20 protein-coding genes are annotated in these 18,975 nt (G+C 72.7%); 8 read left to right on the top strand and 12 right to left on the bottom strand.

The genetic code is table 11. The features are described from left to right. Nucleotides 1–25 precede the first annotated feature (25 nt). From AC3X7Z_RS03080 to AC3X7Z_RS03095, 4 genes are read left to right on the top strand one after another with little or no spacing between them, the layout of a single operon-like run. Complete coding sequence (locus AC3X7Z_RS03080) at nt 26–358, top strand: DUF3054 domain-containing protein (RefSeq protein WP_186340575.1); 333 nt, start codon at nt 26–28, stop codon at nt 356–358. Beyond that, entirely contained in the window at nt 345–1,574 is a 1,230-nt protein-coding gene (locus AC3X7Z_RS03085) for an MFS transporter (protein WP_489974965.1), read from the top strand. Before AC3X7Z_RS03080 ends, AC3X7Z_RS03085 begins: the two co-directional genes overlap by 14 nt. A gap of 30 nt (nt 1,575–1,604) precedes the next feature. Then, on the top strand, nt 1,605–2,501 hold the full coding sequence (locus AC3X7Z_RS03090) for a carbohydrate kinase family protein (RefSeq protein WP_489974966.1): 897 nt from the start codon (nt 1,605–1,607) through the stop codon (nt 2,499–2,501). Then, a complete protein-coding gene (locus AC3X7Z_RS03095; RefSeq protein WP_489974967.1) occupies nt 2,495–3,403 on the top strand; it encodes a pseudouridine-5'-phosphate glycosidase in 909 nt (302 codons plus the stop codon). The genes AC3X7Z_RS03090 and AC3X7Z_RS03095 overlap by 7 nt, the downstream gene beginning before the upstream one ends. Here AC3X7Z_RS03095 and AC3X7Z_RS03100 read toward each other — a convergent pair. Beyond that, nucleotides 3,394–3,792 carry a YccF domain-containing protein gene (locus AC3X7Z_RS03100; protein WP_186340572.1) on the bottom strand — a complete coding sequence of 133 codons (399 nt, stop codon included), beginning with the start codon at nt 3,790–3,792 and terminating at the stop codon, nt 3,394–3,396. The two genes, AC3X7Z_RS03095 and AC3X7Z_RS03100, sit on opposite strands and share 10 nt — an antisense overlap. 45 nt (nt 3,793–3,837) lie before the next feature. On the opposite strand from AC3X7Z_RS03100, the gene AC3X7Z_RS03105 reads away from it, so the two are divergent. The 3 genes from AC3X7Z_RS03105 to AC3X7Z_RS03115 all read left to right on the top strand — a co-directional run bounded on the left by AC3X7Z_RS03105 (nt 3,838) and on the right by AC3X7Z_RS03115 (nt 5,684). Beyond that, nucleotides 3,838–4,254 (top strand): VOC family protein, encoded by a 417-nt coding sequence (locus tag AC3X7Z_RS03105; protein WP_186340571.1) that lies wholly within the window; start codon nt 3,838–3,840, stop codon nt 4,252–4,254. Continuing rightward, nucleotides 4,251–4,829, top strand: coding sequence for a GNAT family N-acetyltransferase (locus AC3X7Z_RS03110; RefSeq protein WP_241005182.1), 579 nt, complete (start codon nt 4,251–4,253; stop codon nt 4,827–4,829). The genes AC3X7Z_RS03105 and AC3X7Z_RS03110 overlap by 4 nt, the downstream gene beginning before the upstream one ends. Before the next feature lie 87 nt (nt 4,830–4,916). Beyond that, nucleotides 4,917–5,684, top strand: coding sequence for an NIPSNAP family protein (locus AC3X7Z_RS03115; protein ID WP_489974968.1), 768 nt, complete (start codon nt 4,917–4,919; stop codon nt 5,682–5,684). A 61-nt stretch (nt 5,685–5,745) separates the two neighbouring features. On the opposite strand, the gene AC3X7Z_RS03120 is transcribed toward AC3X7Z_RS03115, so the two are convergent. From AC3X7Z_RS03120 to AC3X7Z_RS03160, 9 genes are all read right to left on the bottom strand, one after another. Continuing rightward, complete coding sequence (locus AC3X7Z_RS03120) at nt 5,746–6,192, bottom strand: Rrf2 family transcriptional regulator (protein WP_186340569.1); 447 nt, start codon at nt 6,190–6,192, stop codon at nt 5,746–5,748. A gap of 53 nt (nt 6,193–6,245) precedes the next feature. After that, nucleotides 6,246–7,115, bottom strand: coding sequence for an alpha/beta fold hydrolase (locus tag AC3X7Z_RS03125; RefSeq protein WP_186340568.1), 870 nt, complete (start codon nt 7,113–7,115; stop codon nt 6,246–6,248). A 92-nt stretch (nt 7,116–7,207) separates the two neighbouring features. Then, a complete protein-coding gene (locus tag AC3X7Z_RS03130) occupies nt 7,208–8,899 on the bottom strand; it encodes a sugar phosphorylase (RefSeq protein ID WP_489974969.1) in 1,692 nt (563 codons plus the stop codon). Further along, nucleotides 8,896–10,260 carry a glycoside hydrolase family 36 protein gene (locus AC3X7Z_RS03135; protein ID WP_489974970.1) on the bottom strand — a complete coding sequence of 455 codons (1,365 nt, stop codon included), beginning with the start codon at nt 10,258–10,260 and terminating at the stop codon, nt 8,896–8,898. Before AC3X7Z_RS03135 ends, AC3X7Z_RS03130 begins: the two co-directional genes overlap by 4 nt. Beyond that, on the bottom strand, nt 10,257–11,345 hold the full coding sequence (locus tag AC3X7Z_RS03140) for a Gfo/Idh/MocA family protein (RefSeq protein WP_489974971.1): 1,089 nt from the start codon (nt 11,343–11,345) through the stop codon (nt 10,257–10,259). Before AC3X7Z_RS03140 ends, AC3X7Z_RS03135 begins: the two co-directional genes overlap by 4 nt. After that, a complete protein-coding gene (locus AC3X7Z_RS03145; protein WP_489974972.1) occupies nt 11,342–12,418 on the bottom strand; it encodes a zinc-dependent alcohol dehydrogenase in 1,077 nt (358 codons plus the stop codon). The genes AC3X7Z_RS03140 and AC3X7Z_RS03145 overlap by 4 nt, the downstream gene beginning before the upstream one ends. A 7-nt stretch (nt 12,419–12,425) precedes the next feature. Next, nucleotides 12,426–13,301: a carbohydrate ABC transporter permease gene (locus AC3X7Z_RS03150; RefSeq protein WP_489974973.1), complete on the bottom strand. Its 876-nt coding sequence runs from the start codon at nt 13,299–13,301 to the stop codon at nt 12,426–12,428. Next, nucleotides 13,298–14,311: a carbohydrate ABC transporter permease gene (locus AC3X7Z_RS03155; RefSeq protein ID WP_489974974.1), complete on the bottom strand. Its 1,014-nt coding sequence runs from the start codon at nt 14,309–14,311 to the stop codon at nt 13,298–13,300. The genes AC3X7Z_RS03150 and AC3X7Z_RS03155 overlap by 4 nt, the downstream gene beginning before the upstream one ends. Nucleotides 14,312–14,313: 2 nt before the next feature. After that, nucleotides 14,314–15,711, bottom strand: coding sequence for an ABC transporter substrate-binding protein (locus AC3X7Z_RS03160; protein WP_489974975.1), 1,398 nt, complete (start codon nt 15,709–15,711; stop codon nt 14,314–14,316). A 155-nt stretch (nt 15,712–15,866) separates the two neighbouring features. Here AC3X7Z_RS03160 and AC3X7Z_RS03165 point away from each other — a divergent pair, with 155 nt between their 5' ends. Continuing rightward, nucleotides 15,867–17,021, top strand: coding sequence for an ROK family protein (locus AC3X7Z_RS03165; protein WP_489974976.1), 1,155 nt, complete (start codon nt 15,867–15,869; stop codon nt 17,019–17,021). Nucleotides 17,022–17,391: 370 nt separating this feature from the next. Here AC3X7Z_RS03165 and AC3X7Z_RS03170 read toward each other — a convergent pair whose 3' ends face one another. After that, nucleotides 17,392–17,817, bottom strand: a complete 426-nt coding sequence (locus tag AC3X7Z_RS03170; RefSeq protein ID WP_489974977.1) for a WhiB family transcriptional regulator — start codon at nt 17,815–17,817, stop codon at nt 17,392–17,394. Further along, a complete protein-coding gene (locus AC3X7Z_RS03175; protein ID WP_489974978.1) occupies nt 17,814–18,932 on the bottom strand; it encodes an aromatic ring-hydroxylating oxygenase subunit alpha in 1,119 nt (372 codons plus the stop codon). Before AC3X7Z_RS03175 ends, AC3X7Z_RS03170 begins: the two co-directional genes overlap by 4 nt. Between the last annotated feature and the right edge of the window lie 43 nt (nt 18,933–18,975).

Below are 18,975 nucleotides of genomic sequence, written 5' to 3' on the forward strand. Positions count from 1 at the left end.
GACTAGTGCTGCCTAGGCTGACGGCATGTGGCTCGTGATCGACCTCGTCCTCGTCGGCGTCTTCGCGGTCGTCGGGCGGCTCAGCCACTACGACACGCTCAGCGTCGCCGGCTGGTGGACCACGGCCTGGCCGTTCCTCGTCGGCACCCTCCTCGCCTGGGCCGCGCTGGCCGCCACCCGGCGACCGCCCTCCGCGATCTCGTCCGGCGTGCTCGTGTGGCTGGGCGCGCTGGCCGGGGGGATGGTGCTCCGTCAGGCCGGCGGCCAGGGCACCGCCCTGCCCTTCGTCGTGGTGGCGACCCTCGTCCTCGGCGCCCTCCTGGTGCTGCCCAGGATCGCTGCCCGTGCCGCGCGCTGACGACCGCGCTGACGACCGCGCCCGCGCTGCCCCGCGCGCCTCGGGGCTCGGGCTCGGCGTGCTCGTCGCCGCCGTCGTCCTCGTCTCGGTCAACCTGAGGCCGGGGGCGTCCTCGATCGGCCCGGTCCTGGAGGAGGTACGCGTCGGGCTCGGCATGGGTGCCGAGGTGGCGGGGGCGCTGACCGGGGTGCCCGGACTGGTCTTCGGCCTCGCCGGCGCCCTCGCGGTCGGCCTCGCCCGCAAGGTCGGTATCAGCGCGGGCATCGCGTTCGGCCTCGCCGTGGCGGCCGCCGGCCTGCTCCTGCGGGTGACCGTGGACGACGCCCCGCTCTTCCTGCTGCTCACCGTCGTCGGCCTGGCCGGGCTGGCCGTCGGCAACGTCCTCGTGCCGGCCTGGATCAAGGCCCGCGGGCACACCGTCGCGCTGATGACCGTCTACGGCACCGGGCTCGTCGTGGGCGCCACGTTCGCCACGCTGGTGACGGCCCCCGTCACCGAGGCCGCCGGCTCGTGGCGCGCCGGTCTCGGCACGTGGGGCGTCCTGGCCGCGGTCGCCCTTCCGCTGTGGGGCTGGCTGGCCCTGCGCGAGCGGCGCTCCCCCGCCGAGCATCGGGTGAGCGGCGACGCGCCGCCCGACGGCCGGATGATCCACTCCCCGACCGCGGTCGCCCTCACCGTCCTGTTCGGCGTGCAGTCGATGCACGCCTACGTGCAGTTCGGCTGGGTGCCGCAGATCTACCGCGACGCGGGCATCTCCGCCTCGCACGCCGGGGCGCTGCAGGCCCTGCTGTCGAGCGTCGGCATCGCCGGCGCGCTGGTGCTCCCCACCGTGATCGACCGCGGGCGGGGGCTCCGGGCGCTCGCCGTGTCCTTCGGCGTGCTCCTCGCCGGCGGCTACACCGGACTCCTCCTCGCCCCGGCCACGACCCCCTGGCTGTGGGCCCTGATGCTCGGCTACGCCGGGCTGGCCTTCCCCACCTCCATCGCGCTCATCACCGCGCGCACCCGCCACCCGTCGGTGACGGCGCAGCTCTCCGGGTTCGTCCAGCCGGTGGGCTACGCGCTCGCCGCGATCGGCCCGTTCCTGGTGGGTCTGGTCCACGACGCGACGGGCGACTGGACGCTCGTGCTGGTGCTGCTGGCGCTCACCGCCGTGCCGCTGACGCTGGCCGGCGTACGCGTGGCGCGGGCGACGTACGTCGACGACGAGCTCTGAGTCGGCCCCGGGCATGTCAGGATCTGCCCCGTGAGCCAGTGGGTGGTGGTCGTCGGCGGGACCAACATGGACGTCGTCGCGCGCACGTCCGCGCCGCTCGTCGCCGCGTCCAGCAACCCCGGCCGGACCCGGATCTCCCCCGGCGGCGTCGGCCGCAACATCGCCGCCTGCCTGGGCCTGCTCGGCGCTCCGGTGCGGCTGGTGTCGGCGGTCGGCGACGACGCGTTCGGCGACGAGGCGCTGCGGGTGACCGCCGCATGTGGCGCCGACGTGGGTGCCGTACGCCGGGTGCCGGGCGCGACCGGCACCTACACGGCCGTCCTCGACGACCGCGGCGAGCTCGTGGCCGCGGTCTCGGACATGGCGATCGTCGACGAGCTGGTGCTCGACACGGTCCACCTCACCGACGCCGCGCTCGTCGTGCTCGACGGCAACCTCGCCCACGCCCAGGCGGCCCGGGTCGTGGCCGCGGCGGCCGCGGCCGGCGTGCCCCTCGCGTTCGAGCCCGTCTCGGTGGCCAAGGCCGCGCGGCTGGCCGACCTGGTGCACGACCTGTTCCTCGTGACCCCCAACGCCGACGAGGTCGCCGCGCTGACCGGTCGCCCGGCCGCCGACTGGCGTGGGTCCGTCGCCGAGCTGCACGACCGCGGTGTCGAGCACGTGTGGCTGCGGCAGGGCTCGGCGGGCTCGTGGATGTGCAGTCGCGGCGCCGAGCCGGTCCACCTCGCGGCCACGCCGGCGACCGTGGTCGACGTGACCGGCGCGGGCGACGCGATGCTCGCCGCGTGGGTGGCGGCGTGGCTGCGCGGCGCCGATCCCGTCACCGCCGCCCGGCTCGGCCACCGTGCCGCCGCCGCCACCGTCGAGAGCCCGTCCACCGTCCGGCCGGACCTGGCCGACGCCCTGAGGGAGGAACCCCGATGCTGACCGTCACCGACGAGGTCCGCGACGCGCTCGCGTCCGGGCAGCCCGTCGTCGCGCTGGAGAGCACGATCATCAGCCACGGCATGCCCTACCCGCAGAACGTCGAGATGGCGCGGACCGTCGAGGGCATCGTCCGCGAGGGCGGGGCCGTGCCGGCGACGATCGCGGTGCTGCACGGCCGGCCGAGGATCGGCCTGTCCCCCGACGACCTCGAGCTGCTCGCCTCCGACGACTCGGTCGTCAAGGTCTCGCTGCGCGACCTGCCCTACGTCGTGTCGCGCGGCCTCCACGGCGCCACGACCGTCGCCTCCACGATGCGGCTCGCGGCCCTGGCCGGCATCAGCGTGTTCGTGACCGGCGGGCTGGGCGGCGTGCACCGCGGCGCCGAGACGTCGTACGACGTGTCGGCCGACCTGACCGAGCTGTCGACCACCTCGGTCGCCGTCGTCTGCGCCGGGGTGAAGAGCATCCTCGACATCGGGCTCACCCTGGAGAAGCTGGAGACCCTCGGCGTGCCGGTGCTGGGCTACGGCACGGACGAGTTCCCGTCGTTCTACTCGCGCTCGTCGGGCTTCGCCGCTCCGATGCGGGTCGACTCGCCCGCCGAGGTCGCGGACCTGGTGCGGGCCAAGTGGGACCTCGGCCTGGCCGGCGGTGTCGTCGTCGCCAACCCGATCCCGGCCGGGTCCGAGATCCCCGCCGACGAGATCGGCGCGATCATCGACCGCGCCCTGGCCGACATGGACTCGCTCGGCATCACCGGCAAGGACGCCACCCCCTACCTGCTGGGACGCATCGTCGAGATCAGCGACGGAGCCTCGCTGACGGCCAACATCGCCCTCGTCGAGCACAACGCGCGCCTGGGCGCGGAGATCGCGACGGCGTACGCCGCCCGTCAGGCGTAGGCGTCGAACTCGCCGCGCTGCGTGGGCACGATGTCCTTGCCGAGCGGTGCCAGCGAGATCGGGACCATCTTGAGGTCGGCGAGAGCGAGCGGGATGCCGACGATCGTCACCGCGAGCGCGACCGCCGACACGATGTGGGCGATGGCGAGCCACCAACCGGCCAGCACGAACCAGATCACGTTGCCCAGGAACGACCCGACGCCCGCCGAGGGCTTCGTGACGACGGTGCGGCCGAACGGCCACAGCGCGTAGACGGCGATGCGGAACGACGCGATCGCCCACGGGATCGTGATGATCGGGATGCAGAGCAGCACGCCGGCGACCAGGTAGCCGACGAACAGCCAGAAGCCGCCGAAGACCAGCCAGACCACGTTGAGGATGAGGCGCACCTCGTCATCAAAGCACGGCCGCCTCTGAGGTGCTTCAATCGCCAGATGGCCTCCCGACTGACCGAGATCTCCCTCGACTGCCACGACCCCGACCGGCTCGCCGACTTCTGGTGCGGCGTGCTCGGCTGGGACGTCCTCCACCGCGAGCCCGGCCTCGTGGAGATCGGCCCCGCGCGGGTCGAGGACCAGGCGCTGCTCGACGCCGTGCGCTCCGGACCGGTCTGCCCGACGATCTTCCTGGCGCAGGTGGAGGAGGACAAGGTGGTCAAGAACCGCTCGCACTTCGACGTCTCGCCGGTGGACGTCTCGCAGGAGGAGGAGGTCGAGCGCATCCTCGCCCTCGGCGCCACCCACGCCGACATCGGGCAGACGGGCGAGGAGTCGTGGACGGTGCTCGCCGACCCCGAGGGCAACGAGTTCTGCGTGCTGCGCAGCCTCGCGCCGGACCACTTCACGCTGTGACGCCTCTGGCCCTCGACCTCCCGGTCGAGACCGAGCGGCTGCTGCTGCGCCCCCACCGGATGGAGGACCTCGACGACCTTGCCGCGTTCCACTCCGACCCCGACGTCGTGCGCCACGTGCCGTGGCCGGTGCGCGACCGGGCCGCCACCGAGGAGACCCTGCGCGTCAAGCTCACCCAGACCGAGCTCCTCGCCCACGGCCAGTGGCTCGTCCTCGCCGTCGAGCTCCGCGAGACGGGGACCGTGATCGGCGAGGTGCTGCTCAAGTGGGCCTCGGACCGCCAGGGAGAGGTCGGCTTCGCGCTCCACGGCGACCACCAGGGTCGCGGCTACGCCGCCGAGGCCGCGACCGCGATGCTGCGCCTGGGCTTCGACGACCTCGGCTTCCACCGGATCACCGCGGTGGTGATCGACGGCAACGACGCCTCCGCCCGCCTGCTGGGGCGCCTCGGCTTCCGACAGGAGGCCCGATTCGTCGACGGTGTGCACTTCAAGGGCGAGTGGGCCACCCAGCTGGTGTTCGCGCTGCTCGCGGACGAGTGGCGGCGCGGCGCCGCCCCGCGCCCGCTCGCCTGAGGTCGCGCCTGGACCTACCCCTGGCGGGCCTTGCGCCGATGGCCACATCAGTGTGTAATCACTTTGGTTACGATCTAGCGAGGACACATGACCAAGCCACCGTCCAGCATGTCGGCCGCCGCCCTCGTCGAGCTCCGCCAGTACACGCTCAAGCCGGGAGCTCGTGGCGACCTGGTCGAGCTCTTCGAGCGGGAGCTCATCGAGCCCCAGGAGGCTGCCGGCATGCGCGTGGGCGGGGTCTTCCTCGACCGCGACGACGCCGAGCGCTTCGTGTGGTTCCGCGGCTTCACCGACATGGCGGCGCGCCGCCAGGCGTTGCAGGGCTTCTACCACGGGCCGACCTGGGCACGCTTCCGCTCCGCGGCGAACGACACCATGCTCGACAGCGACGACGTCCTGCTCCTCCGCCCGACGTCACCGGCGCACCCGTTGCGTGGCCCGGGTGCGCCGCGCTCGGCGCACCCGGGCTCGCCGCCGTCCGACGAGTGGGTGACCGTGTCGGTCTACGGGCACGACCCGGACCCCGAGCTCGCACGATGGCTGGCCACGGACGTCCACGCCGAGCTGGAGGAACGCTTGCAGGTCCCGGTTGCCACGTACCGGTCCGAGCCCGCGGAGAACGACTACCCGGCGCTGCCGGTGCGCGCCGACAACGTGTTCGTGTGGAGCGCGGTCTTCGCCGACGAGACCGCCTGTCGCGACGCGAGGCAGCGGCTCGAACGGAGCGCCACCTGGCGCAACGACATCTCCCCGGCGCTCGAGCGCCGACTCTCGACGAGGCAGCACCTCCGGCTGCAGCCGACGGCACGCTCGCAGCACCCGGCCGCGTCGCCCCACGAGGCGAGGCCGTCCTGACCGTGCCTGCGGCGGAGCGCACACCGAGGCCCGAGCGTCGGCTCGCCCGTCCGGAGGAGGATCACGCCGGGAGCGGCCGCTCCCGCAGGATCCGGTCGAGCACCTCGGCGACCGTGTGCCCCTGCAGCACCTGCGCGACCGCCTCCTCGGCGTCTCGGTAGACGCGGTCGAGCACGTCAGGGATGCCGTGCCCGACGGGGCAGTCCGGCTTGGGCGGGTGGGGGTGCAGGGCGAAGACCGGGTCCTCGCCCAGCACCCGGTGCACCTCGCGCAGCGTGATCTCGCCGGCCGGTCGGGCCAGCTGCCAGCCGGCCCCGGGTCCGCGCCCCACCACCCTCAGGAGGCCCGCGTCCCGCAACGGCGCGAGCGTGCGCCTGATGAGGACCGGGTGCGACTGCAGGCTGTCGGCCACCTGCGCGGACGTCAGCGTCGCGGTGCCGCGTCGCGCCGACAGCTCGAGCCAGCACAGCGCATGGATCGCCGTGGTGAGTCGGCTGTTGCTGCTCACGTGCCCTCCCGGGATCGCGTCCTCGCTGGCACCACGTTATGTAACAACGTCGGTTACGGACCAGGGCTGGTGTCGGCGTCGCCGTCTGCCATGAACTCGCGGAGCGCCCGTGCGAAGCGGTCGGGGTCGTCGAGGTGCGGGAAGTGGCCGGCGCCCTCGAAGAGCTCCACCCGGCAGCCCGGCAGTGCGCGCTGGGCGCTCAGCGCGTGCCAGGCGGGGATCATCCGGTCGCGCGAGCCCCACACGATCAGGGTGGGCGGCGGTGTCACGGCACCCAGGTGGTCGTGGGCACTGATGCTCTGGCCGCCGATGTCGATGACGGCCCGGGTGGTCGCGAGGAAGGACCGGCGGCTCTCGCGGTCGCCGAGCGAGGTGAAGCCGCGCCAGATCGCACCGATGTCGGCCCCGGGCCTCCAGCCGACCTTCCGAGCTCCGCGGCCCAGCGCCTCGACCCGCTCCAGGACGGGTGCGGAGGCGATCACCCCGAGCACCTGCGCGGCGCCGGGGAGCGTGGCCGAGCGCAGCACGAGGTGGACCTCGCGACCGAGGCCGCCGCTCGCCACGAGCACGAGCCTGTCCACGCGCTCGGGGAACAGGTAGTAGAACTGCATCGCGATCCCGCCGCCGAGCGAATGGCCCACGAGCGTGACCCGTTCGATGCCGAGATGGTCGAGCAGGTCGCGCAGCGTCGCGGCGTGCGAGCTGAGCGAGTAGTCGCCCGTCGGCTTGGCGGAGTCGCCGTGCCCGAAGAGGTCGGGCACCACCACACGGTGATCCTCGTCGACCGCGTCGACGAGGTGGGACCACTGGCGCTGCGAGCCCAGGATGCCGTGGATGAAGAGGACCGCGGGCCCCGAGCCACTGTCGACGTACGACAGCTCGTGTCCGTGGAGCACGACCGTCCGCGGAGCCAGGGGGGTCATCGTCGCTCCCGGGGTCGAGAGGGGGTGGGTTACCCCACGGTAACCCCTCGCGCGCGGGCAGCGGCGGGATCGGGCGAAGATCGTCCGTCGGGTCAGCGGTCCGGCCGCACCCACGCGTGGCCCCACGGGCCCAGCTCCAGCGGCTCGAGGCGACGGCCGGTGAGCACGTCGGTGCCGACCACGTCGGCGAGGCGGACGACGTCGGCGCTGACGTTGGTGACGCAGAGGAGCTCGTCGGGGGTACCCCGGCCACGACGGACCGCGAAGACGCGGTCGTCGGGCCGTTCGACGTGCTGGGTGCCGAACGGCGAGAAGGCGGGCTCGCTGCGGCGTACGTCGAGCAGCCGGCGGAGGCCGGTGAACACCGCGCGCCGCCGGGGGTCGTCGGCGAGCTCCGCCAGCAGCCGGTCCGCGTCGAGCACCGCCCGGTTGATCCGCCGGTTGATCCGGCTGGTGACCATCCCCTCGAGGTCGGGCGGGGAGCCGACGAGCGAGTGGAGGTAGATCGCCGGGACACCGAGGAACGCGAGCAGGATGCTGTGCGCGGCCAGCGACTTCCCGGCGAGCACGGACGGGTCGCGCGCCTCCTCGACGGTGCAGAGCGCGTCGAGATAGCTGAGGTTGAGCTCGTAGACGCTCCGTGAGCCGTCGGGCCGCTCCACCCACGAGACCCGGCCGCCGTGGGCGTGGGTCCGGTCGACCAGCGCCCTGCGCTCGGCCTGGTCGAGGATCCCCTCCGTGGCACGCATCCCGATCCCGTCGTGGCTGGCCAGGAAGTTGAACCAGGTGGCCGTGTCGCTGACCGGTCCGATCCCGGCGGCCCAGTCGCTGAGCCGCGACGTCGACCCGGCCACGAAGGAGTGCAGCACCAGCGGCGGGAGGGCGAACTGGTAGACGAGGTGGGCCTCGTCGTGACCGTCGCCGAAGTAGGAGACGTTCTCGGCGTGCGGCACGTTGGTCTCGGTCAGCAGCCGCGCGCCGGGCGCGACGTGGTCGACCAGCGCCCGCCACAGCTTGATCACCGCGTGTGTCTGCGGGAGGTGGAGGCAGCTGGTGCCGGACTCCTTCCAGAGGAAGCCGATCGCGTCGAGCCGGATGGCGCACGCGCCGCGCGCGAGGTAGCCGAGCAGCACGTCGGTCAGCTCCTCCAGGGCTCGCGGCTCCCGGACGTCCACGTCGACCTGGTCCTCACCGAACGTGGTCCAGGCCCGCGCCTCGGTGCCGTCGGGCCGCGCGAAGGCGTGGAACAGGGGCGTCGTCCGCGGTCGCGTCACGCGGGAGGTGTCGAAGTCGGGATCCTCCTCGAGGTAGAACCCGCGGCGGGCCGGGTCGCCCGCCAGCCAGCCGAGGAACCACGGACTGCGGCTGGAGGTGTGGTTGGCGACGAAGTCGAGCATCAGCCCGTGCTCGGCGGACAGGTCGGTGACGTCCTGCCAGTCGCCCAGCGCCGGGTTGACCGCGCGGTGGTCGACGACCGCGAAGCCGTCGTCGGACGTCCACGGGAAGATCGGCAGCAGGTGGACGTCGCTGACCACGTCGCCGACCGCGTCGTGCAGGAACCGGCCGAGCGTGTGCAGCGGCGCCTCCCCGCGCCTGCGGATCCCGTCGCCGTAGGTGATCAGGTAGGTCGTCCGATGGGTCAGCGGCGCGATCTCGCGCCCGGCGAGGAGCTCGGCGTACCGCTGCGCCAGGGCGACCAGGCGGGCGCCGACCTCGTCGGAGCGACCGGGGTAGAGCAGCGTCAGGTGCGGCGAGATCCTGGCCGCGAGGCCGTCGGCGCTCACCTCGTCACCTCGCGCTGCGCCACCTCGGCGCCGGACCGGATGCGCTCGAGCGGGAACGGGGTGCCCGCGTCGACGGTGTCGGCCAGCAGCCACCGCACGATCGCCAGGCCCGAGCCGTCGAGCTCGGCGACCCGGTCGGAGAACGAGCGGAGGCCGCCGTACTCGCGGGCGAGCGCCGCCCACCGCTCGCGGTGCGCGTACGTCGGGCGCGCGACCACGCAGTCGGGGTCGTTGACCCACAGCCGGCCGTGCTGCCACGCCCGCGCGGCCATCGGCATGAGCCCGCGCAGGCCGGTCGAGCCGTCCTCGCCGCCCTCGTGGAAGGTGTCCGGGGAGACTCGCATGGCGTCGACCAGGCCGACGCTCGGCAGCAGGGGTGCGCCGCAGCCGACCAGATAGACGTGCGGGCCGACCGCGTCCCGCACCAGCTCCAGCCCTCTCCGGTAGGCCGTGACGCCGTCGACGTCGTCGTGGCGCCGGCCGGGCACCGCGCCGCCGTAGAGGAAGTCGAGCTTGAGGTAGTCGATGCCGAGGGCGGTCAGTCGTCCGAGCGCGTCGACCAGCAGCTCCTGCACGCCGGGGTGGGTGAGGTCGAGGCCGGCCAGCGCCTGGCCCCAGTTGCGTCCGGCCGGGCCGACCAGCCAGTCGGCGTGGTCGCGGGCGAGGGTGGTCTCGACCCCCACCAGGAAGGGGGCCGCCCAGAGGCCGGCGCGGCGGCCGGTCGAGCGGATCTCCTCGACGAGCGCGGCCAGCGACCCGAACCGCGCGGACGGGAGCAGGCCCTCCCCCAGCCCGGCGCTCCACCCGTCGTCGACCTGGACCACGTCGACCGGCAGGTCGTGGGACTCGATCGCGTGGAGGTTGTCGCGGACGTCGTCGGCGGTGACCTCCTCGAAGTAGCGGTACCAGGAGCACCACACCGTCGGCGGCGCGCCGCTCGGGAGGGGGCCGCGGGCGGCGGCGAGCTCGTCGCCGTACGCCGCCAGGGCGGCCTCACCGCCGTCGACGTGCTCGGTCGTGGCGACGTCGCCGGTGGCGCGGACGACGACCCGGTCGTGCTCGAGGACGGCGTGGACGGTCGGCACGTCGTGGCGGCCGCCCGCAGCGGCGCGGTAGCAGTGGGCCGGATCGCCGGTCCCGGGGTCGACGACCAGCAGGCCCTCGCCCTGGAACGCCTCGCGGTGGACCGGGGTGCCGGGGCGGAAGCGCATCAGGTGCTGCCAGTGGTGCTCGGGACGCCGGGGGCTCGCGGTCACCGGGGACCACGTCGCGGGGCTCCAGCTCTGCCAGCCCTCGGCGTAGACGCGGCCGCGGACCGGGTCGACCGCGAGCTCGCCGACGACCTCGCCGCCCCGCGTCACGGCGCCACCAGGGGGTACGACGGCGCGACCGGGACGCCGCCGCGCTCGGCGGACTCGCGGGCGGCGAGCACCAGCGCCACGGACCGGGAGGCGTCGGCCGCGCTGTTCTCCGGCTGCCGGCCCTCGGCCACGGCGCACATCAGCTCGCCCATCGCGGCCGCGAACCCGTCCACGAACCACGCACCCTGCAGCGGGATCGGACGGCGCGACGAGCCGTCGTCGTGCTCGAGCCGGTCGGAGTCGAGCAGGACGCTGCCGCGCAGGGTGCCGGTCGTGCCGTGCACCCAGAACGGGCACCCGGGCTCGGCCGAGACGGCGTTCCCCGCGATCCGCACGACGGCGGAGGCGCCCGACTGGGCGGCCAGGGACAGCGTCGCCGACCACGGGTTGAGCGCGTCGGCGGGCTGCCCGGGGACCCGCGAGTCCACCGCCTGCACCGAGACCACCTCGCCGGCGCCACCGTCGCGGAGCCAGGTGCGGGTGATGTCCACCCAGTGCAGGAGGTAGTCGGTGAGCAGCATGTGCGGCACGTCGTCGAAGGGCGTCCCCGCCAGTGGGGGAAGCGGCTTGTCGTGCAGGTGGGTGACCCCGACCAGGTCGCCGACCGCACCCGCGCGCAGCAGCAGCGTGGCCGCGCGCCACGGCGGCGCCCAGCGCCCGTTGTGGTTGACCGCGACCCGGACACCGGCCGCGTCGGCGGCAGCGAGCAGGCCCGGCAGGGCGCGCAGGTCGTCGCCGGACAGCGTCAGCGGCTTCTGCGCGAGCACGTGCTTGCCGGCGGCGATCGCGGCCGCGATCCACTCCAGCCGGCCCTCCGGGCCGGTCGCGATGTCGACGAACCGCACGGCGGGGTCGGCGAGCAGGTCGTCGGCCGTGTCGTAGACACGGCCGACGAACGGGAACCGCTCGCGCACGGTCCGCGTGGTGCCGGGGCTGCGGCTCCACACGCCGGCCACCCCCACGCCGTACTGCTCGTAGGCGGGCAGGTGGGCCGACTGCGCGATGGCGCCGCAGCCGAGGATCGCCACGCCGCCGCGGTCGGCGGGGAACCGGGGGCCGGTCTCGCCCGGGGCCGGCGCGCTCATGCGTCGTCCGGGGCGGCCGGGAAGCGCAGCACCGCCTGGAGGATGTCGGGGTCTCCTTGGTCGAGGCGCGCGAAGATCGTGGCCACGTCGGCGGCGTCGACCACGTCGGTCACCAGCGACCGTACGTCGACCCGTCCCCGCCGGACCTGGTCCATGAACGTCCGCACCAGTCGCGGCTGGTCCCACCGCGAGCGCAGCTCCGCCGGCACGCCGGAGATCTGGCTCGCCACGATCCGCACCCGGTTGTGGTGGAACTCCTCGCCGAGCCGCAGGTGGGCCGCACCGCCCTGGTAGAAGCCGGCGGCGACGACTGTCCCGTCGACGACCACCGACCGCACCGCCTCGTGCAGCGCCCGGTCGCTGCCGCTGAGCTCGATCGCGGCGTCGACTCCGCCCCCGGACCACTCGCGGACCACGGCCCCGGCGCCACCGGGGGCGTCGGCCGCCACCACGGCCCCAGCGCCCATGGCGCGGGCCGCGTCGAGCCGCCGGTCGAGGGCGTCGACGGCGGCCACCTGCGCCCCGCTGAGGACGGCGACCCGGGTCGCCAGCAGCCCGATGACACCCTGGCCGAAGACCGCGACCCGGTCGCCGAGGCGCACGTCGGCGGCGAGGACCGCGTTGAGCGCGATCGCCCCGACCCGCGCGAACGTGCCCGACAATGCGTCCTGCCCCGTCCACACCCGGCCACGCACGGCCGCGGCGGGGACGACCGCCTCGCTCCGGTGGCCCCAGATGCCGTGGACGACGTCGCCGACGACCGGACCGCCCACGTCGCCGGGCACGTCGACGGGCACGTCGTCGGCCACCTCGACCACCTCGCCCACCTCGGAGTAGCCCCAGCCCAGGACCGGGTAGGCGAAGGTCGGTGCCCCGTCGACGAACAGTCGGCGCTCGGCGTCCCAGGTGCGCGAGAGATAGGGGTTGGACCCCCGGTAGGCCGTCAGCTCGGTGCCGGCCGAGATCCCGGAGTACCAGGTGCGCACCCGCACCGACCCGGGCACGAGCGGCGCAGCGTCACACGGAACCAGCGCGACGTCCCCCGGCGCGGTGAACGAGACGACCTCGGGCACCCCCGGCTCAGCCCTTCTCCGCGCCCGCGGTCAGCCCGCCCGCCAGCCACCGCTCGCTGAGGAAGAACATGACGACGATCGGGAGGGTCAGGATGACCGAGCCCGCCATCAGCACCGTGGTCGGCACCTCGATGCTCCCGGCCAGCTGGGACAGCCCGAGGGAGACGGTCCAGTTATCCCGACGCTCGACGAGGAAGAGCAGGGCGAAGAGGAACTCGTTCCACGCGATCATGAAGACGAACAACGCGTTGGACGCGATCGCCGGCAGCGCGAGCGGCAGGCTCACGTGCCGCATCGCCTGCAGGCGCGTGCACCCGTCGATGGCGGCCGCCTCCTCGAGGCTGGCCGGGATGGTGTCGAAGTAGTTGCGCAGCATGTAGATCGACACCGCCGCCACCTGGGCGACGTAGACGACGAGCAGTCCGGTGAGGGTGCCGCGCTGCCCGATGCGGGTGAAGAACACGAACAGCGGGATGGCGAGCAGGATCGCGGGGAAGAAGTAGACCGCGAGGAAGACCGCGCTGATCTGGCGCCGGCCGAAGAAGTCGAGCCGACTCACCGCGTACGCACCGGGGATGGCCACCAGCAGGCTCAGCACGACCGTGCCGACGGCGACGAGGGCGCTGTTCCTGATGAAGGTCAAGAAGCCCTGCCCCCCGTCCTGCGTCGAGGCAAGCACGTCGCGGTAGGTGCCGAGGTCGATCTCGCCCGAGGCCGGCCACAGCGCGCCGGGGTCCTGGAGCAGGCTCTCGAGCGGACGGAACGACAGGAGCACCATGTAGTAGAAGGGGAAGAGCGTGATCAGGAGGAGGAACGCGATCGTGAGCGGCCGGAGCACGCCCCACAGCCTGCGCTCGACCGCGTCGCGGCCGGTCGTGCTCATGCCACCTCCTCCGAACGGCCGAAGAGCCTGAGGTAGACGGTCACCAGCACCGCCAGGATCGCGGCCAGCACCAGCGCCTGGGCCGCCGCGGCACCGATGTCGCCGCGGTTGATCAGGTAGTCGTAGACGCGCACCGCGACCACCTGGGTGCCGGCTCCGCCACCGGTGAGCAGGTAGATGTCGTCGAAGTTGTTGAACGTCCAGATGAAGCGCAGCACCGTGAGCACGGCGATGGTCGGGAGCAGCTGCGGCAGCACGACGTGGCGGAACCGCTGGCTCGGGCTCGCGCCGTCCATCATCGCCGCCTCGTCGAGGGTGTCGGGGATGGCCTGGAGCCGCGCGGTGAGGAAGAGGAAGGCGAACGGGAACGAGCGCCACGCCTCGAACAGCACCACGCTGAGCATCGCCTGGCTGACCGGGAGCTCCGCGCCGAACAGCGAGATGGGCTCGCCCGAGCTGAGGAACGCGATCGGCTCGTCCCAGCCCAGCAGGGTGGTGCCGTAGTGGTTGGCCACGCCGAACTGCGGGTTGAGCATCGTGGCCCACACGAAGGTCGCGGCCACCACGGGCGCGACGTAGGGCAGCAGCATGCAGGCCCGCGCGAGCCCGCGCCCCCGGAACGGCCGGCGCAGCGCGAGCGCCGCGACCAGCCCGAGCGCGATGGCGCAGACCGTGCCGCCCACCGAGTAGACGAGGGTGTTGACCAGCGCGTCGAGGAAGCCCGGGGAGGTCAGGACGTTGCGGAAGTTCTCGAGGCTGTAGTCGCCGACCACACCGGTGGTGCTGAGGTTGAGCAGCCGCACCCGCTGGAACGCCAGGGAGATCGTCCAGAGGATCGGCAGCACCACCATCGTCGCGACGATGACGACCGTGGGGGTGATCAGCAGGTAGCCGGTGCGCCGGTCGTCCCGCGCGCGGACCGAGCGCACCCGCCGGTTGCGCCGGCCGGTCGGGGTGCTGCCGCCCGGGTCCGGTGCCGCGACCGTGGCCGGGGCGGCCGGCCCGCTCATCGTCACAGCGAGTCCTGCACCGCTCGGATCGCGTCGGCCGCCTGCTTCGCGGCCTCGTCGGGAGACGTGCCGTTGGCCGCCTCGTTGACGGCGTTGGCCACCGGCTGCTCGCCCTGGATGGCGCCGAGCAGGTCGCCCTGTCCCTGCGGGATCGCCCAGCGCTGGAGGGTGTCGGTGCCGGACGTCAGCGCCTCGAGGACGTCGGGGCCGTAGAAGTCCGAGAGCGGGGCCTTCGTGTCGACGCCGACCTTCATCTTCGCCCAGGCGTCGGCGTAGTCGGTGGCGCCGGCGCTGTCACCGGAGCGGACCGGGATCTTGCCCTCGGGGGCGATCGCGATCCAGGGCTCGTAGCCGTCGGTCATCATGTACTCGACGAACTGCGTGGCCGAGTCGGCCGAGTCGGGCGTGATCGTCCACGACGTGACCTCGCCGTACGTCTTCGGCTCCGAGCCCGACGGCCCCTGGATCGCGGTCACCACGCCGCTGTTCTCGGCCAGGAAGGCCTTGTCGCCCGTGCACTCCTCGCAGGTGGGCAGTGCGTCGTCGCGCAGGCCGGCCAGCTCGTCGAGGATGAAGCTCGACCAGATCAGCATGGCCGCCTGCCCCGCGAAGTAGGAGGCACGCGTGGTGTCGACGTCCTGGGCGCCGTTGACCGAGTAGTCCTGCTGCAGGGTGTTGTAGAACTCCAGCGCCTCGACGCACTCGTCGCTGTCGAGGGTGACCTCGCCGGCGTCGTCGACCATCTCGCAGTCGTTGCCGAGACCGATCTCCTCGAAGGTCTGCGCGGTGAAGGCGTCACCGGCGACGTTGGCGCCCACGAAGCCCGCCACGTCGCTGCTGTCGAGCTCCTCCGCTGCGGCCAGCACGTCGTCGTACGTCTCCGGCGCAGCCAGTCCGGCCTTGTCGAAGAGGTCCTTGCGGTAGACGAGCAGCTGCACCCACGACTCGCTGGGCACCGCGAGCTGCGAGTCGCCGTCGGCCGTCAGCTCGAGGGCGCTCTCGCTGAAGGTGGCGGCGTCGAGGTTGTCGATCACCTCGCCGACCGCGGCGGTGTCGACGAGCTCGTTGGCCGACAGGGTGCGCACCTGCCCCAGCGGGAGGGCGCCGATGACGTCGGGCAGGTCGCCCGCGGCGGCGTTGGAGGTGAGCACCTGGTTGAACTGGTCCTCGGCGACGGCGACCAGCTCGACGTCGACGCCGCTGTCGGCGGCGAAGTCGTCGACGACCGCCTGGGTGGCGGCCACCCGGTCGGGGAGGTCCTCGACGATCCAGACGGTGAGGGCGTCGGCGTCCCCGCCGCCGCCGTCCCCGTCGTCACCGCCGCAGGCCGCCAGCGAGGCGACCAGCGTCGTGGCGAGCACGGCGGCTGCCCGAGATCGGGACCGGCGGAACGTGGACATGGAGCCTCCCGATGTGAGCACGCGCACTTTTGCTCACACAATCGACCTATCATGTCTAGGTGTCAAGCAATTACTGCTGAGCGCTTGCGCATGTGGGATCATGGCCGACGCAACTGCGGCGCTCGCAGACAGTCGCAGGAGGAGGAGACCCGCCCGTGCCCACCGGACCCGGCGACATCCTCGACCTGATCCGGCACGGCCACGCCTCCACCCGGGGCGACGTCCTGGAGGCCACGGGCCTCTCGCGGATGACGGTCGCGCAGCGCGTGGACGCGCTGCTCGCCGCCGGCATGATCGTCGAGGGCACCACCACCGAGTCGACCGGCGGCCGGCACCGCCGCCGGCTCGCGTTCAACACCGACCAGGCCAAGGTGCTGGCCGCGGCGGTGGACACCACCCACACCCGCATCGCCGTCACCGACCTGGGCGGCACGGTGATCGGCGACGCCCACCTCGACGTGGCCGTCGACGCGGGCCCCTCCTCCGTCCTCGACCTCATCGCCGCCCGCGCCGGCGAGCTCCTCGGCGACCTCGGCGTCGACGCGACCGAGCTCTGCGGGCTCGGCCTGAGCCTGCCGGGGCCCATCGACCCGCGCTCGAGTCGTCCCAGCGAGCCGCCGATCATGCCCGGCTGGGACGCCTACCCGGTGGGCGAGCACCTGCAGGCGGGGATCCACGGCGTCCCCGTGCACGTGGCCAACGACGCCGACGCCGCTGCGCTGGGCGAGCTGGCCGCCGGCCACGGCGACGCGCGGGCGCTGTGCCTGGTCAAGGTGTCCACCGGAGTCGGCACCGGGATCGTGATCGGCGGCCGGCTCTACGCCGGCTCCGACGGGGGCGCCGGCGACATCGGCCACATCCGGGTCTCCCCGGCGTCCGACGCCCGCTGCCAGTGCGGGATGCAGGGCTGCCTGGCCGCGGTCGCCAGCGGGCGCGCCGTCGCGCGCCAGCTCCGCGAGCTGGGGGTCGAGGCGGCGTCCGGCCGCGAGGTGGGCGAGTTGCTGCGCGTCGGCAACCCCGACGCGGCCCGCCTCACCCAGGAGGCCGGCCGGCGCATCGGCGAGGTGATGGCCAGCCTGGTCTGCGTCGTCAACCCCGATGTCGTCCTCGTCGGCGGCGACCTGTCCTCTACCGCCCTGCTCGCCGGGATCCGCGAGACCCTCTACGCCATGGCGCTCCCCCGCGCCACCCGCCACATGCGGCTCCAGCGCGGCAGCCTCGGCGAGGACGCGGCGGTGGTCGGCATGACCCGGCTCGTGGTGGACCACGAGTTCTCACCGGGCGCCGTCAACCACAAGCTCCGCCGCTGAGCGTCCGCTCTTCCGGCCGCCGCCTCGGGTCCCCCGGCGCGTCGGGCAGGACGAAGTCGCGCCGGAGTCGGCTGCTCAGGCGTACGCCCGGGCCGGCGCGGCGACTTCGTCCTGTCGGACGCGCCCGTGAAGACCCCGGGGGACGGGCGAGAACCCTCAGACGTTGAAGCGGCACGAGAGCGGATCTCCATCGGTCGCCCCAACTGGTCTCGACTGGCCTTTGGACTGCGCGAACGTCGTTCCCGGTCCTTCGACCGTTCGTCCTCATATTGGGGTCGAATTCGGCTCCGGTGGGGCAAACTGAGGCATCGATGGTCCTCGACACGGGTCACACGACGTCTGACGACCCTCTCCGAGATGTCGCGATGCGCTATCCGCGACATGACCCTCGGTCACGGGTCTGGCTGCACCAGCCCGGCTGGAGGTTCGTATGCTCGGGCGTCGATGGCGAGGAACTTTCGCCGCAGCTTCTTGTGCCACTTGCGGGCCGGACTTGCGCACAGCCACGAACGCGTCTAGCGATCTGTCCCGTGCGGCACACGCTCGAACGTGACCGCGATCGTTGCAGCGCGCGTCCCGACCTCCTGCCACCAGAGGTCGCGACGACCGAGACAGGGCCACCGTCGTCGCGCTTGGGTCGCCAACGCCAGCTCGAGACAGGGTTGGCGACGGGGCAACCGAGGCAGACCAGGCGTGCGCGCTCCATCTGTTCGGAGGCCATGCGGAGGGATCGGGGCGGGAAGAACAGTTCCGGGTCTTCTCCGCGGCATCGCGCCCGTTCCATCCAGTCGGTCATGGCGTGGCCGCGGGCCTGTCGGTCAATGCGTCGAGGACCAATGCTTGGAACTGGCGAAGCAGCGCCTCGTTCTCAGCAAGAAGAACGCCATGGGACAGCATCCCCGAGGACAACCCCACCTGGACTTGCTCGAACATCTGCCAGTCCTCGCGCATGATCTGGTGAATCTCCCCGATCGCATCCTCGATCTGCTGGTCGTCCCAGGTCTCAGGGAAGAAGAAGTCGTTGCGCTGGAGCGTCGTGCCGGCGTCCACCGGGATGTAGCTGTACGTGTAGAAGTAGTCGTTGCCGCGGGCCGAGAGCATGAAGTTCGGCCACGCGTAGCTCAGATGGAAGTCCTCCCATCGGTTCTCGTCCGTGCTGCCGGACTCAGCAGCCTTGGAGGGTGAGATGTGAGAGAACGCCTTGGGGAACGTGGTGATCTCGTAGTTCTCCGCGTCGACGTGGTACTTGCTCGCAAAGGTGGGGTGAACCGTGCTGCAGTGGTAGCACTCGGTGTTGTTGTCCAGAGTGACCTTCCAGTTCGTGGCGATCGTGTACTCCCGGCTGGCCCGGAGTGGGTGCCTGTCGATGTCGAACCCACGCACCTCGGCGAGGTCCACCAAGCCACCGATCGTCTCGCCCAGGGGCGCGGCATCCGGATCGAGGTTGACGAACATGAGCGGACCCCAAGTCTCCAGCCGTAGTGGGCGGAGACCGAGCCCGGTCTTGTCGAATCCGCACTCGCTCTCCGATCGCGGCGCGTGCCGCAGCGACCCGTCGAGGTCGAAGGTCCAGCCGTGGTAGTGGCACTGGAGTACCCGACGTGATCCCTCGCCGTGCGCGACGATGTTCCCGCGGTGGGGGCAGACGTTGAGGTGGGCGCGCAGCTCCCCGCTCTTGGTCCGCGTGACCACCACCGGCACCCTGCCGATCCGGGTCGCGAAGTAGCTCCCAGGGCGCTGGACCTTCGCGGTCGGGCCGACGTACTGCCAGCTTCGCTCGAAGATGCGCCGCTGTTCCAGCTCGAACACCTCAGGGTCCGTGTACCAGTCCGCGGGCAGGGTCCAGGCCTTCTCAAGCGCTTCGCCCGGCTCGACTCGGATGTACTGCGGATGCAACGTCGTCTCGGTCATGGGGAACTCCATCTTCTTCGCGTGGGGTTTGGTGGCGATGCTT

The sequence above is a fragment of the Nocardioides sp. Z24_21 genome, assembly GCF_058134345.1.

Bases quoted from the DNA above. Each gene is read 5' to 3' on its own strand.
- AC3X7Z_RS03080 (WP_186340575.1), top strand. From the start codon at position 26: ATGTGGCTCGTGATCGACCTCGTCCTCGTCGGCGTCTTCGCGGTCGTC.
- AC3X7Z_RS03095 (WP_489974967.1), top strand. From the start codon at position 2,495: ATGCTGACCGTCACCGACGAGGTCCGCGACGCGCTCGCGTCCGGGCAG.
- AC3X7Z_RS03105 (WP_186340571.1), top strand. From the start codon at position 3,838: ATGGCCTCCCGACTGACCGAGATCTCCCTCGACTGCCACGACCCCGAC.
- AC3X7Z_RS03115 (WP_489974968.1), top strand. From the start codon at position 4,917: ATGACCAAGCCACCGTCCAGCATGTCGGCCGCCGCCCTCGTCGAGCTC.
- AC3X7Z_RS03125 (WP_186340568.1), bottom strand. From the start codon at position 7,115: ATGACCCCCCTGGCTCCGCGGACGGTCGTGCTCCACGGACACGAGCTG.
- AC3X7Z_RS03140 (WP_489974971.1), bottom strand. From the start codon at position 11,345: ATGAGCGCGCCGGCCCCGGGCGAGACCGGCCCCCGGTTCCCCGCCGAC.
- AC3X7Z_RS03150 (WP_489974973.1), bottom strand. From the start codon at position 13,301: ATGAGCACGACCGGCCGCGACGCGGTCGAGCGCAGGCTGTGGGGCGTG.
- AC3X7Z_RS03155 (WP_489974974.1), bottom strand. From the start codon at position 14,311: ATGAGCGGGCCGGCCGCCCCGGCCACGGTCGCGGCACCGGACCCGGGC.
- AC3X7Z_RS03160 (WP_489974975.1), bottom strand. From the start codon at position 15,711: ATGTCCACGTTCCGCCGGTCCCGATCTCGGGCAGCCGCCGTGCTCGCC.
- AC3X7Z_RS03170 (WP_489974977.1), bottom strand. From the start codon at position 17,817: ATGACCGACTGGATGGAACGGGCGCGATGCCGCGGAGAAGACCCGGAA.
- AC3X7Z_RS03175 (WP_489974978.1), bottom strand. From the start codon at position 18,932: ATGACCGAGACGACGTTGCATCCGCAGTACATCCGAGTCGAGCCGGGC.